The sequence below is a fragment of the Clostridium sp. UBA7791 genome, assembly GCF_002480755.1.
GTDB classification, from domain to species: domain Bacteria; phylum Bacillota; class Clostridia; order Clostridiales; family Clostridiaceae; genus Clostridium_J; species Clostridium_J sulfidigenes.
This window is the reverse complement of the sequence record NZ_DLCT01000005.1, coordinates 994,834-1,010,455: the sequence shown is the minus strand read 5'-3', so window position 1 is coordinate 1,010,455 and position 15,622 is coordinate 994,834. Positions and strand designations below refer to the sequence as shown.

The following is a 15,622-nucleotide window of genomic DNA, read 5'->3' as shown; positions in this document are numbered from 1 at the left end:
TATAGTAAATTTACTTAAGCTAAGATCAATATAAGCACCGTCCTAGCCTAAGGAAAATCACATTTACATATTTAAATAAATTATCTTTTTAAATTTACAAGTTCTTGTAATATTTCATCTGCAGTAGTGATGATTTTACCGCAAGCCTGGAAAGAACGAGTTGCAACTATCATATCTGTAAACTGTGCAGATAAATCAACATTTGACATCTCTAAGAATCCATTTAAAACTTGTCCATAAGCCTTGCCATTGTCTTCTCTTGCACCTAAAGCAGCTTTATCAGTATATTTACCAACTCTAGCTAATGGATTTCCTGAGTTTGCTGAAGGAGAATACATATTATTTCCCTTTTGCTCAAGACCTTCATTGTTAGTAAATGACGCCATGGCAACTTGTCCAAGAACAGTAGTACTACCATCAGCAAGGACAGCCTTAATTAGTCCATCATTTTCTATAGAGAAACCTTGAATTCTAACATCTTCTCTTCTTCCTGTTGGATTTCCACCAGCATCTACTTCTGGATTTCCATCTTTATCAGTTACCAGCTTAGAAACAGTTTCTGGTATTTTAAGTGCTACTAATTCATTTTGATTAGCATTTAAGTTTTCGGATTCTCCATCTACATAATTAACTATTCCACCTAATGGAGATGTTGCTGTTCCATCACTTATAGCATAACCCATAATTCTATATCCATTAGAATTTAGAAGATTTCCCTTACTATCTACCTTAAATGAACCATCTCTTGTATAAAAGCTCTCTAAGGTTGTAGATTCCATACTTTGATCTGGATTAACTGTTATTGTGCCATTTTCTTTTCCTTTAGCTACTATAAAATATCCTGTTCCATCTACAGCTACATCATAAGGTCTTCCTGTTGGTTGCAGACTTCCTTGAGCCATGTTTGTTACTATACTTTGTATAGAAACTCCCATACCAACTCTAGAAGGGTTAACTCCTCCTAAGTTTAATCCTGGACCTGATGCTCCCTTATAACTTTGATACATACTATCCTGAAAAGTAACTGAAGATGATTTAAAGGAAGTAGTTCCTGAGTTAGCCACGTTATTTCCTATTACATCTAACTTTTTTTGATTTGCTCCTAAACCTGATATCCCTGAGTACATTGAATTTAACATATTATACTATCCCTCCGATTCTCTATTTTTTAATGTAATTTTATTAACCTTTTACTCCAATTACAGAGTCAAATAAGTAATCTCTGATTTCTATTTTTCCATCAACTTCAACTTCAACCTTAAGCTTTATGCCTTCTGCATCCCTATATACTTCTAGAACTTTCCCTGTAATACTCTTAGGCTTTACTGGCTTTTCTTCTTCCTTGCCATCTCCCTTAGGCTTTTCTACAGATGTATCTGCTGGCAATGCTATTTCAACAATTTTACCCATCAATGTTACTGCATTAGAGAAGGTTAAGTTATCCATATTTGGATCTCCCGAATCAATGACATCTGTAACTTGGCTATATTCATAATCTGTATATTTTCCATCTACACCTTCCACAGTAACATAAACGTCTCCCTTATGTTTATACACAGCCCTAACTACGCCACACTGAGGTACTCCATTAGCATCCAATGCATCTAAAGCTACAAATTTTCCAGTTAATCCTTGTGCAGATGAAAGAGTCATTGTAGAATTTAATGAACTCATCTGTTCAAGGGTTGTAAATTGAGCTAACTGTGAGACATATGCAGTAGTATCTTGTGATTGAGTTGGATCCTGATTAGAAAGCTCAGCAGCTAATATTTTAAAGAAAGAATTTTTGTCAAGTTCTGCCCCTGGTTTTACAATAGGCGTACCATTTTTAGTTTTGTTTCCTTCAACCCAAGGTGCTGTTGTATTATTAGTTGATATTGCCATTTCATCATCTCCTAAACTAGTAAATCTATCTCATTAGAGGCTTTCACATTAGCTTCAGGTATAACATCCTCTTCAACTATATTGACCTCTGACCCTTGTCTACCATTCTCACTACCTCTTTGTCCACCATTTTCATATGCTTTGCCTTGGTTGTTTCCATGAGCATAATAGGTAGTATCCTCTTCATAAAGTCCTATATCTACTGATTGTATTTTTATGTTGTTTCCATTTAGCTTTTCATTTATGTCCTTAAGTCCTAAAGCTAACATTTCTACAGTTTCCTTTGATGTAGCCTTAATCATTGCCTTTAAAGCACCTTGTTCCATACTTACAGATATGGATATTTCACCCAACTCTTTAGGATAAATCTTTACAGTTAAATCCTTAACCCCATTTTTATCCATGTATGATAAAGCTTTTATCACATCATTATTAAGATCACTCTTTGTAATAGCTATAGGCTTTTCACTAGATACTTCTCCTGATTTTTGTACACTATTTTCAAAGTATGACATAAAATCAGCAGCTCTTGTAACCTTTGAATCCTTCTCTTCACCATTAATTACTTTATTCAAAATAGCTGTTTCCTTTGAAAACTTACTATCTTTACTACTACTACTTTCTTCATTATCTTCTACTCTAGCTACTACACTACTTTTTTCTATAACATTAGCTTCCAGTTCTATTCTTCTAGGTATATTTAAAGGCTCCTCTTCTTTATTAGCATCTTTCATTGAAACTATTTTTTGTAACTGACTTATTAGATCATCATTATCTATACCTTCTTCTGCTGTTAATAGTTTCATAAGACTTTCACTACTATTGTCTAGCTCAGTAATATCTTCATTAATTAAAGTTAATAACTCTGTAAGTTTATTTTTCATGTCACTATTAATTGATGCTTCACTTAATAATTCTAATAAGCCATTTGCCCTTTTTTCACTTCCTAAAAGGTCTAATAAAGGTTGTAGTTCCACTTTACCTTCATTTCCACTGATAAGATCAGAAGAAACCATTTCATCCTTAGAAGGATCCTTCTTATTCAAAAGAGCTATTATTAGATTTATTAGTGACTGCATATCTTCTGAGGTACTTAGCTTTTCACCTTCATGAACTTCCTCAGAGCTCAATATGTAATCCTTCGAAGGCTCTTTAACTTTTTCTTGCTTAATAGAATTTACTGATTTAGTTTTAGAGCTTTCATTATCTGTACTGTAGTTTTTAAGTTCCTTGGAAAATTCCTTATTAGAATATCCTTTATTTCCTTCAGACTTTTTAACTTTATCACTAGTACTACTACCTTTATACAGGTCATTTCCAACACTAAATTGTGCCATTTCCATCAAATTTATCGCCTCCCACACTCACGTATAAATCCATAAAGTGCAAATTCATCATTTTGAATTTGTTCTATTCGATTTTCTTCTTTTATAAATGCTGCCTGATCCTTATCTTTTAATATGCCTACAATCTTTTTATTTACTTGAGCAGTAACCAATTCTTTCCTAGTGAGCTTCACTCTTTCTTCATCAGTTTTAAGCTTTTCTTGTGTAATATCAATAGTACTATTTAATAGATTTAAGTAATGATGCTGAATTTTTCTTTCAGTTACACTCATGTTATTATTCACAGTAGAGTATCTTTGGAAGCTATCCTCTAGACTTTTAAGTTCTTCTTCTACCCTGTTCTTATCCCTAAGGGCCTCCATAAAAACTATTTTTTTACCATCTTCTTCTTTTTCTCTTAAGTCCAATAACCTTTGTAATTTAAACTTATAAGTTTGTCCCAAAATTTACACCACCTTTATTTAAACATATTAATAAGCATGTCTTTACTAGCTTCAATTTCGCAACCTTCTTTTATCTCTTGAGTTAAAAATCCATTTATACTATCTATATATTCAATGGCCATATCTATTTTAGAATTACTTCCCTTTACATAAGCTCCTAGATTTATTAAATCTTCAGCTTCTTTATAAGAGGCCATTAAATCTCTAGCAAGTGAGGCAGCCTTTATATGGATTTCCTCTGCAATTTCTGGCATAAGTCTAGATACACTTTTAAGTACATCTATGGCTGGATAATGATTTTTAGTAGCTAACTCACGGCTTAAGACAATATGTCCATCTAAAATACCTCTTACCGCATCTGCAATTGGTTCATTAAAGTCATCTCCATCAACAAGGACGGTATAAAAAGCTGTAATAGATCCTTTATCAGACATACCGCTACGCTCAAGAAGTTTAGGTAACATTGCAAAAACCGAAGGAGTATATCCTTTAGTAGCTGGAGGCTCTCCTATAGCAAGACCAATTTCCCTTTGTGCCATAGCAAAACGTGTCACAGAATCCATCATAAGAATAACCTTTAATCCTTTATCTCTAAAGTATTCCGCAATGGCTGTAGCAGTAAATGCACCCTTTAGCCTAACAAGAGCCGGTTGATCAGATGTAGCACATACTACTACAGATTTCTTTAACCCTTCTTGACCTAGATCTTTTTCTATAAAATCTAAAACCTCTCTACCTCTTTCTCCTATTAGGGATATTACATTTACATCAGCCTTAGCTTCTCTAGCAATCATTCCAAGAGTAGTACTTTTTCCTACCCCTGAACCAGCAAAAATACCAATCCTTTGTCCTTCACCACAAGTAAGAAATCCATCAATGGCTCTTACCCCTGTAGGAAGAACTTCTTTAATTCTTCTTCTCTTCAATGGGTCTGGTGGCATAGCTTCCAAGGGATAATTCTTATAAAGTGACAATTCCTTTTCATCTAAAGGATTTCCAATTCCATCTAAAACTCTTCCTAAAAGTTCATCTGAACACTTTATACTTAACTGCTTTCCTGTTCTCTCTACTCTGCATCCAGGAGATATCCCTATTAGGTTTCCAAGGGGCATAAGAATCAAATTTCCATCTTTAAAACCTACTACTTCACAGACTATAGTTTTGTTTTCCTCATTATATATGTGGAAAATTTCCCCTACAAAACCCTTAACTCCTTTTACTTCAATGGTAAGACCTATTATGTTTTTAACTATGCCTTCCATATGATTAAAATTTGTTTTACTAATACTTTTTTCAATGTCTCCTATATTCAAATTAATCATAATACCATCTTCCTCTATGCTTCCATGAGAATTTCCTTTAGTTTCTCTATGCTCCCCTTAATAGTAAAGGTGGTTTTTCCATCATCCTTTTCAACAACTAAGGTTCCATAATCTAAATAATTATCCTGTAAAACCACAACTTCTCCTCTGATGCCCATACTATGCTTGAATTCTTCTATCTTTGTCTCTATTTCTTCTAAATAGTTAGGTGCTACCCTTATAATTATCATCTTGGCATTTTTTTCTTCAGATAGGATGTTGAAAAGTAATCCATTTAGTGCTTCCTTACTTTCAAGCTCCTTTTTAAGCATATTTTCTACGGCATTTACAATAATTTTTCTAATGCCCATCTCCTTAGACTTAAGAAATTTATCATACTCTTCCTTAGCTTGATAAAGAATAAAATTTGCATTTCGAATTATTTCTTCACCTTTTTTTACTCCTTCATCATAAGCCTTGTCATAGCCTTCTTTATAACCAATACTATGGCCTTCTTCATAACCCTTATTAAATCCATCTTCCTTGGCTTCATATAGGATTTCTTCTACTTTTGCATTTGCATTTGCAAGAATAGCTTCCCCTTCTTTATGGGCATTTTCAACTATTTCTTCACCCTTTTTCTTTAGTTTTAGATACTCCTCCATGCTCCTAGGATTAGTATCCTCAAGCTCTATAGTCTCCTCTACTATGGGAGCTGGCTCTATATAAAAGTCTGTATCTATTGCCTTGGTTCCACTTTCACATACATTAACACTTTTTATTACCCTATAAGATGAGTGCATCGTCTCCACCTCTTACAATTGTTATTTCTCCAGCTTCATCTAGTCTTCTAATTAAGGCAACAATTTTTTGTTGAGCTTTTTCAACATCCATAAGTCTTACAGGTCCTAAGAATTCCATATCTTCTTTCAATGTAGCTGCTGCACGTTTTGAAAGGTTTCTTGATATAGTTTCTATTACTTGTTCTGAAGTACCCTTTAGAGCCATACATAGCTCCTTATTATCAACCTCACGTAAAATTCTTTGAATTTCCACATCATTGATAGTAATAATATCCTCAAATACAAACATAGATTCCTTAACTTTATCTGCAAGTTCCATATCTTCCCTTTCAAGACCTTCTGTAATGTTTTTCTCTGTAGTCCTATCAACTTGGTTAAGTATATTAACTAAAGATTGAACTCCTCCTATAACACTACTTTCACTAGTAACCACTGAAGATAACTTACTATTTAATACCTCTTCAATTTCTTTCACTACCACCGGATATATATTACTCATAGTAGCAACTCTAAAAGCAACTTCACTCTGTAATTCAGATGGAAGTGCAGACATTATCTGTCCCGCTTTGTCCGGCTGTAGATGACAAAGTATTAATGCTATAGTCTGAGGATGTTCTCCTGAAATTACATTCATAAGCTGAGTTGCATCGGCTTTTCTAGCAATAGAAAAAGGTCTAAACTGCTGTGAAAACTCTGTAACTCTCTCTAGAATATCGTTGGCCTTTTGAGTTCCTAAAGCTTTAGATAAAACGCTTCTAGCATACTCTACTCCACCTTCAAGAATATAATCCTTAGCCTTATTTAATTCCATAAATTCATCTAAAACAGCTTGTCTGTCCTCAGCTTTAACTGATGACATATTAGCAATCTCATAGGTTATCTTTTGTATATCTCTTTCATTTAATCTTTTTATTATTGCTGCAGATGCATCTGGTCCCAAAGAGATAAATAATATTGCTGCCTTTTGAATACCTGTAAATTTTTCTGTTTTAGCCATTACTATCTCCCTTCTTCATCAGTCATCCATGATTTTATAATATCCGCTACCTGTTCAGGTTTCTTTTCTGCATATTTTTTAACTTCTTTCATAATCTTTTCTCTTTCAGTTTCTGCTTCTAAATCTAAATCTTTGTATAAATCCGCCACTGTTTCTAAAGTTTCATCTCCTATAACTACATCTAGCCCTTCTATAGCCTCTTCATCTTCTTCATCATCTTCTTTTCTCTTACTTCTAATAATAGAAACAACTACAATAATAAGTATAAGTGCTATAACTGCTCCTACTCCTAAAGCAATAAGCTTAATCCTTCTAGATTTTGCTTCTGCTTCCTTCATAGCGTTAATTTCTTCTTCAGCTTGTGTTTTATAATCATCATTAAATGTTAAGCTTTCAACTGAAATTCCATCACCTCGTGCCTCATCAAAACCAATGGCATCAGATACTAAATTTTTTATAGTATTCTTAGTTGCATTATCCATATCTCCATTTACAACAACAGATGTGGTAATTCTCTCCACTTGACCTGGTGCCTTGACAACTGTTTCTTCACTCTTAGTATTATTAAAATTTCTTGTTTCTTCCGAATAGCCTGCTTTTTCAGTATCTTTTTCTGCATCTTGCTCATTAGTCATATTATTATCTACAGTACTTCCTGAAGTATTTTCAGTACCCTTACTATTGTCTTTAATAATATGCTCACTTACTACTGCGGATCCCTTTGGATCATATGTAACATTATTCTGCTTTACAGCGTCAAAATTAAGCTGTGCATTTACAGATACTTTTACATTATCTTTATATATTGGTTCTAATACATTTAAGATTTTCTTTTCATATTCTTTCTCAACTTTTTTAGTTGAATCAATTTGATTTTCTGTACTAGTAGCTTGGGTCCCTTTTTCATTATCAAACAAACCTTCCGTTAATAACTTTAGATTGTCTGATACTATTGTAACGTCTTCCTTATCTAAGTTTTCCACACTACCTGTTACTAAGTGTACAATAGCTTTAACTTGTTCAGGTGAAAGTTCATTTCCTGGCACTAACTTTACCGTTACTGAAGCACTAGCAGGAGTTGGTTTAGTTACAAAGGCTGAGTTGGTTGGTAAAACTAAGTTTACTTTTGCAGCCTCAACTTCTTCAAAACCCTTTATAGTTCTTTCAAGTTCTCCAGAAAGTGCTCTTTGATACATTATTCTTGATTCTTCATCTGTGGCCCCAATGCTACCCTTATCAAAAAGTTCGAAGCCTTGGCTTCCTTCTGTTATTTGAACCTCTGACAGCATTTCCATTCTCAGTTTATCTACTTGAGACTTTTCAACTAAAATGGAATTTCCTTCTATTTTATACTTAGTTCCTTTGCCCTCTAGATTGGCTATAATCTTTCCTGAATCTTGGGAATCCATATTTGAAAATAAAACCGTATACTTTGGTTTAAGTGATACATAAAGTAGTGTTCCTACTGCTATAAAAGTCACCACCGCAATTATCACTAAAGCTATCTTTCTAGTTTTCGACATGGAATTCCACTTATCTTTTATCTTCTTCATTAGCTCCGATAGCTTACTCATCTAATCCTTACCCCCATTATACTTGCATATTATTAAATTCCTTATAAGCATCAACTAGCTTATTTCTTATTTGAATAGCAAGCTCTAGGGACATAGATGCCTCTTCTGTAGCTAATACTACTTCATGGATACTTTTTTCTCCTGCAATATATCCTGTTACATTGTTATCTGCTTCAACTTGTAGATCGTTGACCTTTTGCAATTCATCCTTTATAACAGCTGCAAATCCTGTGCCACCCGAAGTGCTATTCTCTTCAGTATCCTTTTCTTTTACCCCATAAATTTCCCTTAGCTCATTTTGAAAAATTGTTGCATTTGGTATGTAATTGTTCATCATAAAAGTACTACTCCCATCTTTTATTTACCTATTTCTAAAGTTTTTAAAAACATACTTTTTTGTGCGTTCATTGCATTGACATTGGCTTCATAAGCTCTACTTGATGCTATTAACTCCACCATTTCATTGGAGATATTTACATTTGGCATAGATACAAATCCTTCTTCATCCGCATCTGGATGACTTGGATTATATACTTTAATAAGTTCTGATTCATCATCTACAATGCCAACTGCTTTAACCCCATTTAACTTGTCCTCTACTTTTCCATTGCTTTTATTGTAGGCTTCCTTTAAGTTCTCTTGAAACATAGCAATCTTTCTTACATAAGGTTTCCCATCTTTTCCTCTAGTAGTTCCTGCATTAACAATATTAGAAGAGATAGTATCCATTCTTAATCTTTCTGCAGTAAGACCACTAGCTGAAATTCTCATTCCTCTAAATGCCTCCACTTTTAGTTCCCTCCTTTTATAACTCTACTTGTACTATTTAGCTTTCCACTGGCAAATCTAACTAAAGATTCATACATCATAGTATTAGCAGCTTGACTTGTCATTTCTGTTTCAATATCCACGTTATTACCATCTTCTCGCATAGATGCACTATCATCTCTTTTAACTTGTACATCTTTGCTTCCAATGCCTATATGTTTTTCATTTGTAGTTTTTAAATTACCATTAGCTGTTGACTCTTCCATAACCTGTTCGAAGGGAACATAATATCTCTTATAGTTTTTTATATTTACATTTGCAATATTATTAGCAATAACCTTATTAGCCTCAACAGTTACATTCATAGATTTTTTTAACAATCCATATACTTCATTTTGTGACATTTTATACCTCCATTTTCCACTTAAACATACTTAATGTTTATAAATTAGACATAAATACTTAAATCCCTTCTTTTTTTTGTTAGTTATACGATTTTTTATTTATTTTATACACTTTAAACTTACTTTAAATAGAAATAAATCTACAAAATTCATCATTAGTAAAAAACAGTATGGTAAAGATTGAATAATAATGGTTACATGTAATCTTATGTAAAATACTCATTGTAAAACATGAACCTGGGTAATCATTTACAATATGGTATATTTTATAAAGCCAATTGCAACTTTTATATGAAAAACTATAAATTTTATATAAAAAAAGCTACTCAAAAAGAGTAGCTTTTAATTACAACAAGGTTAAAATAAAAATATTATTTACTTCTATAATACCTAAAACAAAAAGTATACTTACTCTTTGGCAACTGGCTGGCATACCCTTAGGCTTAGCCCCTATAGCTTTGCGTCACTAACTTTCGTCAATTTTGCCTATTTAATTTTTTCACATATCTGCATTATATACTATATTTTTCTTCCATTCAACCTTTTAAACGTAAATTATTTACTTTTTACTTAAAATTCCTTATTTGCTACACGAAATTACTTTTTCTCTACCTATTAGGATATACATTGCTCAATATTTGTAGAATATCCTGTGGAAATTCATTACTTTGAGCCATCATAGCCATACCTGATTCCACTAAAATTGAGTTTTTAGCATATTCAACCATTTCTAGTGCTATATCAGTACCAGTAATTTCACCTTCTGCTCCTTCAACCTTACCTACTATTTCACTGGTATAATCTGCAGTAGACTCCATTCTATTACTTAGAGCTCCATACTTTCCTCTTCCAGAATTAAGCTTATCTATAGCATCATCTAAGCGTTCTAATCCATCATTCATATTCTCCACACTTATTTTATTGCTACCGTCAGCATTCACAAGTCCTAGTCCTGTAGATGTTAAATTATATGTTGGCAGTTTAGTTACATAGTCACTAGTTGCTCCAATAAGTAGATCCACTGTATCACCTGGATTATTTTTATCGGCTAACAGCTTTACACCATTCATCTCCGTATTATTAGCAGTATAAGTTATATGTTCTAGATTCTCATCTATTTCCTTTTGAATAACTGCTCTATCTTCCGGCGTAGTTGCTCCTCCAGCTTGAACCATAAGTTCTCTAGACCTTTGTAAGGCTTCACTTATACTTTGCATACCACCATCCATGGTTTGCATAAGACTTACACTATCTTGAATATTTCTAGTGGCCATTTGAAGACCTCTAATCTCTAACTTCAACTTATCACTCTTAGCCTTAGCATTAGGATCATCTCTATAGGTCTGTATCTTATTACCTGAACTAATACTACCATAAGCCTTAGATTGAGCTACTAAATTTTTAGTATAGCTATTAAATATCCTCATAGCGGACATATTTCTACTTAATCTCATTATCTCACTCCTCACAAAAATTACCACGGGGTCTGACCCCCAGGAATTTTTTTCCTTGGGGTCTGACCCCATGGAATAAAGTTCCATTTATTTAAACTATGTTGACAACTAAATCCATTTTACTTATCGTCACTTTTTATTAATTACTTTATGATTAGCAAAAGCATTAACAGCTATTTTTAGCCATTAATGCTTTTCCATTCTTTCACAAGTGCCCGTCACCTAGAAAAGATAACTTTCCCTACCCTATCTATATGTTCCTTTAATTCCTTATGCTTTAAATGTGAATAATCAACTATGTCAAAAAGTACGGCATAGGACTTTTTTCTTCCAGTATTGAATTAAGTTTTGATAAAATATCCAAATTTATATTTTCTCCATAGACAGCTATATCAATATCTGAGCCTGGCTTATAATTACCCTTAGCACGGGAACCAAATATAGATGCTTTTTCAATCTCATCAAATCCTCTTATAACACTAACTATATATTCTAAATCTAATTCTCTTAGCCCAAAACTCACTGTAATTCCTCCAATTTAGAATATAATTTTTTAATAATAGGATAATAGGATTTACGAATAAGCTCTACTGCTTCTTCAGCCACTTCTTCATTATAAGTATATGACATTAAGTTTCTCTTTTCCAATGCATCAATCCATATATGTCCATCTTCAATCAACTGAATTTGAAAAACAGTTTTTATCGTTCCCCTTTGACTTTTTACTTCAAATCCTTCTAATTCAAGATAATCTTTCATAGTCTTCCATGCTAATTCAAAAGTATATTCAAAACATTTTATTAAACCTTGAACTTCAAATTTATTAAGGTCACCTTTTTCTATAAACTCCGTTAGTTGTGATGTAGCCTTTTTATAATTAGAAAATCTCTGTTTCCAGCGAATATCATTGTTCATATAAAGCCACCTGTAAAGCCACCTGCTTTTTAATTATTTTTTCTCTTAAAACCATAGTATATTCATCTTCATACTATTTTATTATACCATGTAAAATGCAGGGATTGAACCATTCTTTTACAAATGCCTGTGACCAAATTTAATTGAAAAAATCACCATAGGGTCAGACCCCCAGGAATTCTTTTCCTCGGAGTCTGACCCCGTGGAATATTTATACTGTAAATTTATTGATAATACCTTGTAGTTCATCTATAATATTTACCAATCCTTCACTACCATTGGCTATTTCTTCGATACTTGCTGATTGTTCTTCTATAGCTGCTGAAGCTTCCTCAGTTCCTGCTGCATTTTCTTCTGCTATAGCAGATAGATTTTGCATTAAGTCTACAAGCTTTTCTTTATTTTCATTCATTTTTTCTGATGATTCATTAAGCTTATCTATAACATTATTAGTTATTTCTATAGAATTTGATATTCTATGAAATTTTTCTTCAGTTTTTTCTACACTTTCAGATTGGGAATCAATTATCCCTTTTACTTCTTTCATTCTATTTACTGCATTTTCAGATTTTAATTTTAACTCTTCTATTACAGTTTTGATTTCTCCTGTAAAATTATTAGATTCTTCAGCAAGTTTTCTTATCTCTTCTGCTACTACGGCAAAACCTCTTCCATGCTCGCCTGCTCTCGCTGCTTCAATAGCTGCATTCAAAGCAAGTAGATTTGTTTGTTCCGATATAGACTGAATCATTGTACTTGCCTTTTCTATCTTTTCTGCACTTTCGTTATTACTTAATATAATTTCATACACCTGTTTAGAAGCATTATTACTTTCTCCCGTTTTTAATACTAAATCTTTTAATATAATAAAACCTTCTTCTTTTTCCTTTTCTATATCCTTTGCTGCGTTATTTAATTCCTCTGTATATTCTTTATTCTCTTCTAGTAAACTACCCATTTCTTCTACACTTAAAGCTGCTTCTCCTGTATCTTGAGCTTGGCTACTTGCTCCACTAGCTATATTTTCTATAGTTCTTGATATTTCTTCAGAAGCTATGGCTGACTGTTCTGCTGTTGCTGTTAGTTCCTGGGAAGTTGCCACTACCTTTTCTGCACCTTCTGAAGTTTTTATAACAAAGTCTCTTACATTGTCCTCCATAACCTTCAGAGAATTTGCCATAATTCCTATTTCATTTTTCCTTTTCATATATTTTAATGTTTCATCTTTTTCATTAAACTTAAAGTCTAAATTTGACTGTTTTTTTATAGTATTAGTTAAAGCAACTATAGGTTTTGTAATTGATGCCCCTAAGCTATAGCTTATAGCAACAGATATAAGTAGTCCAATAACAATTACTATAACTACCGATTTTATGGTAGATAATACACCTTCATTATATATATCTAAAATTGATTCTACAGATTTTCCAACATAATAAATACCAATGACTTCATTATTATCACCAAAAATAGGTGCATATTTTGTCATATACTTTTCACCTAATATATCAGCTTCTCCAAAATATTCATTCCCCTTTGAAATCTCTTCATAGGCTTTACCACTAGCATCCAATTTTGTTCCAATAATTCGTTCCCCTTTATCATCTCTAATTGTGGTCAAAACTCTCACATAATCATCACCAGACTTAGCAAAGACAGTAGCAAGTATATCCATACCTTCCGCTAATTCGTCAATAAACTCATAGTCACCATCAATGGGCTTACCATTAGAGTCTATAAGTTTCCCATCATCATTAAGACTTAATGTACCAAACTGCTCCTTAAGATAAATATCTAGCACACTATAACCTGAACCTATTGCATCTTCTGATTGTTTGTTTATAATATTTTTAGTAACACTAAATGACTTAAAAAGTCCCATAAACATCATAGACAACGAAATAATTATAATAATAGTAAGAATAATAGTAGTTATTTTCCATTTTAAGCTTTTCATAAATTTAATCTCCTCTGTCACAAAATTTTAGTAATATATAATTAAAATTAATAATATTATCGATATTTAACATTATAACTTTATGGTTTTTTTTAAACTTTATCACATATAAAAAGCATTAACAGCTATTATTAGCCATTAATGCTTTTTACAATTATCTGTTTACAAAAATAATTCTGGTTCTTTTCTATGTATAAAATTTATTTCTAATTCTTCTTTGTGCTTTAAATATCCAATATCATCAAAATACTTTGCTTCTACAGGACATTTTTTAATACATGCACAACATTTAATACAATTTCCATTAACTTTAGTCACATCTTCAAGATCAACAGAGCCCATGGTACAAACACTAGCACAAAGTTTACAATCTATACAACTATCCTTAGTTTTGGGCTTCACCTTTCTTATATCAATAGGCTCTCCCTTTTCATCCCTAGGCATATAATAATTTCTATAAGGCTTTTGTTCATTTATTAATAGATCCTGTCCATCTTCTCCAGCAGCAATTTTACTATATATTTTATCAGCAAAATTCCTAACTATATCCATATCCTTTTCATCAGGTCTATTCTTAGCTAAGGTTTTAGAAAAAGAATGTTGTCCTATAAATGCAGCCCCCACAATAACCCTAAAGCCATCTAGTTCTAATATATCTCTTAACTCTATCAAAGCATCATCATAATTTCTATTTCCATAAACCACCACTGCGACAGCCAACGCACCATTACCCACAATAGAATTTATATACCTTAAAAGCACATTAGGCACTCGCCCTGCATAAACTGGAACTCCTACAATAACAATATCATCCTTTGAAAAAGATACAGATTTCTCCCTTATCTTTGGTAAGGTAAAATCAATACTATTTATGCTTTCCTTTAGGTTCATATCTTCCGAAAGTCCTTCTGCTATACCAGATATTACTTTCTTAGTTGTATCTGTAGCACTAAAATATAGTGTGTTTAGTTTATAATGCAAATTTATCACCTCTTAATGAATGAAAGACCAGTATGAATATTCCATAGCATTATGCTAAGTGATATTTGACCTCAACATAATTAGCTCAATTATATATTTTGGGCCATAATATATTCTGCAATTCTAAAATCTAGCTCTGTATCAATATCTATTGAGCTTTCTCTACTCATAATGTATGCTTTGCTTTTCTTTCCGTAGAAATCCCTTTCGCTTAAATATTTTTCAACATTAGATATATATATTGAACCATTTATACGATAATACTTTTTGTCATCTTGCCTTCGAGTTGCACTGTTTTTATTTATAAAACCTTCTAAAGATAAACTATCACTCAATGTATTATATATACTTAAAGAATGTTCAGCCTCACAAACACTTACTACAGAATCTAATTTGTTTTCTATTAATAAATCTAATGATTTTTTTATGTCTAAAGCTTTTCTTAGGGGTGAAGTAGGTTGTAGTAACATAAAATAATCATATACTTTCCCTAACTCCTTTAATCTTTGAATGGTATACACAATCATATCTGTACTACTAGCTATGTCGCTAGCTAATTCATCTGGTCTTAAAAATGGTATACTTGCTCCATATCGTTTAGATATATTGGCATACTCTTCTGAATCAGTAGAAACAACTATATCGGTAAATATATCACTTTCAATAGCAGCTTCAATGGTATATGCTATTAATGGCTTATCATTTAATAATTTTATATTTTTATGCCTTAGCCCCTTAGAACCGCTTCTTGCAGGTATTATTGCTAAGATTCTTTTATTACTATACATTTATACC

The 15,622-nt window shown here is 32.4% G+C and carries 17 protein-coding genes and 1 riboswitch; all 17 genes read right to left on the bottom strand.

Features of this window, described 5'->3' with window-relative positions:
- Window positions 1–80 precede the first annotated feature (80 nt).
- Window positions 81–1,139 carry a flagellar hook-basal body complex protein gene (locus tag B3Z56_RS10210; RefSeq protein ID WP_346877380.1) on the bottom strand — a complete coding sequence of 353 codons (1,059 nt, stop codon included), beginning with the start codon at window positions 1,137–1,139 and terminating at the stop codon, window positions 81–83.
- 43 nt (window positions 1,140–1,182) lie between these two features.
- Window positions 1,183–1,884: a flagellar hook capping FlgD N-terminal domain-containing protein gene (locus B3Z56_RS10205; protein WP_346877379.1), complete on the bottom strand. Its 702-nt coding sequence runs from the start codon at window positions 1,882–1,884 to the stop codon at window positions 1,183–1,185.
- Between the two features lie 11 nt (window positions 1,885–1,895).
- Window positions 1,896–3,227: a flagellar hook-length control protein FliK gene (locus B3Z56_RS10200; RefSeq protein ID WP_346877474.1), complete on the bottom strand. Its 1,332-nt coding sequence runs from the start codon at window positions 3,225–3,227 to the stop codon at window positions 1,896–1,898.
- Window positions 3,228–3,232: 5 nt separating this feature from the next.
- Window positions 3,233–3,673 (bottom strand): flagellar export protein FliJ, encoded by a 441-nt coding sequence (gene fliJ, locus B3Z56_RS10195; protein WP_346877378.1) that lies wholly within the window; start codon window positions 3,671–3,673, stop codon window positions 3,233–3,235.
- A 14-nt stretch (window positions 3,674–3,687) separates the two neighbouring features.
- Complete coding sequence (gene fliI, locus B3Z56_RS10190; RefSeq protein ID WP_346877377.1) at window positions 3,688–4,995, bottom strand: flagellar protein export ATPase FliI; 1,308 nt, start codon at window positions 4,993–4,995, stop codon at window positions 3,688–3,690.
- Window positions 4,996–5,009: 14 nt separating this feature from the next.
- Window positions 5,010–5,777 carry a hypothetical protein gene (locus B3Z56_RS10185; RefSeq protein WP_346877376.1) on the bottom strand — a complete coding sequence of 256 codons (768 nt, stop codon included), beginning with the start codon at window positions 5,775–5,777 and terminating at the stop codon, window positions 5,010–5,012.
- Entirely contained in the window at window positions 5,761–6,774 is a 1,014-nt protein-coding gene (gene fliG, locus B3Z56_RS10180; RefSeq protein ID WP_346847886.1) for a flagellar motor switch protein FliG, read from the bottom strand. The genes B3Z56_RS10185 and fliG overlap by 17 nt, the downstream gene beginning before the upstream one ends.
- Window positions 6,775–6,776: 2 nt before the next feature.
- Window positions 6,777–8,348, bottom strand: coding sequence for a flagellar basal-body MS-ring/collar protein FliF (fliF, locus tag B3Z56_RS10175; RefSeq protein WP_346877375.1), 1,572 nt, complete (start codon window positions 8,346–8,348; stop codon window positions 6,777–6,779).
- Between the two features lie 16 nt (window positions 8,349–8,364).
- Window positions 8,365–8,685, bottom strand: a complete 321-nt coding sequence (gene fliE, locus B3Z56_RS10170; protein WP_346877374.1) for a flagellar hook-basal body complex protein FliE — start codon at window positions 8,683–8,685, stop codon at window positions 8,365–8,367.
- 20 nt (window positions 8,686–8,705) lie between these two features.
- Window positions 8,706–9,137: a flagellar basal body rod protein FlgC gene (gene flgC / locus B3Z56_RS10165; RefSeq protein WP_346877373.1), complete on the bottom strand. Its 432-nt coding sequence runs from the start codon at window positions 9,135–9,137 to the stop codon at window positions 8,706–8,708.
- 2 nt (window positions 9,138–9,139) lie between these two features.
- On the bottom strand, window positions 9,140–9,520 hold the full coding sequence (flgB, locus tag B3Z56_RS10160) for a flagellar basal body rod protein FlgB (RefSeq protein ID WP_346877372.1): 381 nt from the start codon (window positions 9,518–9,520) through the stop codon (window positions 9,140–9,142).
- Window positions 9,521–9,934: 414 nt separating this feature from the next.
- A riboswitch (cyclic di-GMP riboswitch) is annotated at window positions 9,935–10,017 on the bottom strand.
- 111 nt (window positions 10,018–10,128) lie between these two features.
- A complete protein-coding gene (locus B3Z56_RS10155) occupies window positions 10,129–10,974 on the bottom strand; it encodes a flagellin (protein WP_346877371.1) in 846 nt (281 codons plus the stop codon).
- A gap of 295 nt (window positions 10,975–11,269) precedes the next feature.
- The gene (locus B3Z56_RS10150; protein ID WP_346877370.1) at window positions 11,270–11,497 is read right to left on the bottom strand and encodes a nucleotidyltransferase domain-containing protein; all 228 of its coding nucleotides are present in this window, start codon (window positions 11,495–11,497) and stop codon (window positions 11,270–11,272) included.
- The gene (locus tag B3Z56_RS10145) at window positions 11,494–11,889 is read right to left on the bottom strand and encodes a nucleotidyltransferase substrate binding protein (RefSeq protein ID WP_346878720.1); all 396 of its coding nucleotides are present in this window, start codon (window positions 11,887–11,889) and stop codon (window positions 11,494–11,496) included. Before B3Z56_RS10145 ends, B3Z56_RS10150 begins: the two co-directional genes overlap by 4 nt.
- 211 nt (window positions 11,890–12,100) lie before the next feature.
- Window positions 12,101–13,846: a methyl-accepting chemotaxis protein gene (locus B3Z56_RS10140; RefSeq protein ID WP_346878719.1), complete on the bottom strand. Its 1,746-nt coding sequence runs from the start codon at window positions 13,844–13,846 to the stop codon at window positions 12,101–12,103.
- Between the two features lie 162 nt (window positions 13,847–14,008).
- Window positions 14,009–14,827, bottom strand: coding sequence for an EFR1 family ferrodoxin (locus tag B3Z56_RS10135; RefSeq protein WP_346878718.1), 819 nt, complete (start codon window positions 14,825–14,827; stop codon window positions 14,009–14,011).
- A gap of 89 nt (window positions 14,828–14,916) precedes the next feature.
- Window positions 14,917–15,615 carry an acylneuraminate cytidylyltransferase family protein gene (locus B3Z56_RS10130; protein ID WP_346877366.1) on the bottom strand — a complete coding sequence of 233 codons (699 nt, stop codon included), beginning with the start codon at window positions 15,613–15,615 and terminating at the stop codon, window positions 14,917–14,919.
- Window positions 15,616–15,622: the final 7 nt, after the last annotated feature.

Bases quoted from the DNA above. Each gene is read 5' to 3' on its own strand.
- B3Z56_RS10145 (WP_346878720.1), bottom strand. From the start codon at position 11,889: ATGAACAATGATATTCGCTGGAAACAGAGATTTTCTAATTATAAAAAG.
- fliI (WP_346877377.1), bottom strand. From the start codon at position 4,995: ATGATTAATTTGAATATAGGAGACATTGAAAAAAGTATTAGTAAAACA.
- B3Z56_RS10200 (WP_346877474.1), bottom strand. From the start codon at position 3,227: ATGGAAATGGCACAATTTAGTGTTGGAAATGACCTGTATAAAGGTAGT.
- B3Z56_RS10205 (WP_346877379.1), bottom strand. From the start codon at position 1,884: ATGGCAATATCAACTAATAATACAACAGCACCTTGGGTTGAAGGAAAC.
- B3Z56_RS10210 (WP_346877380.1), bottom strand. From the start codon at position 1,139: ATGTTAAATTCAATGTACTCAGGGATATCAGGTTTAGGAGCAAATCAA.
- fliE (WP_346877374.1), bottom strand. From the start codon at position 8,685: ATGATGAACAATTACATACCAAATGCAACAATTTTTCAAAATGAGCTA.
- B3Z56_RS10185 (WP_346877376.1), bottom strand. From the start codon at position 5,777: ATGCACTCATCTTATAGGGTAATAAAAAGTGTTAATGTATGTGAAAGT.
- B3Z56_RS10155 (WP_346877371.1), bottom strand. From the start codon at position 10,974: ATGAGATTAAGTAGAAATATGTCCGCTATGAGGATATTTAATAGCTAT.
- flgB (WP_346877372.1), bottom strand. From the start codon at position 9,520: ATGTCACAAAATGAAGTATATGGATTGTTAAAAAAATCTATGAATGTA.
- B3Z56_RS10130 (WP_346877366.1), bottom strand. From the start codon at position 15,615: ATGTATAGTAATAAAAGAATCTTAGCAATAATACCTGCAAGAAGCGGT.
- B3Z56_RS10140 (WP_346878719.1), bottom strand. From the start codon at position 13,846: ATGAAAAGCTTAAAATGGAAAATAACTACTATTATTCTTACTATTATT.
- fliF (WP_346877375.1), bottom strand. From the start codon at position 8,348: ATGAGTAAGCTATCGGAGCTAATGAAGAAGATAAAAGATAAGTGGAAT.
- fliG (WP_346847886.1), bottom strand. From the start codon at position 6,774: ATGGCTAAAACAGAAAAATTTACAGGTATTCAAAAGGCAGCAATATTA.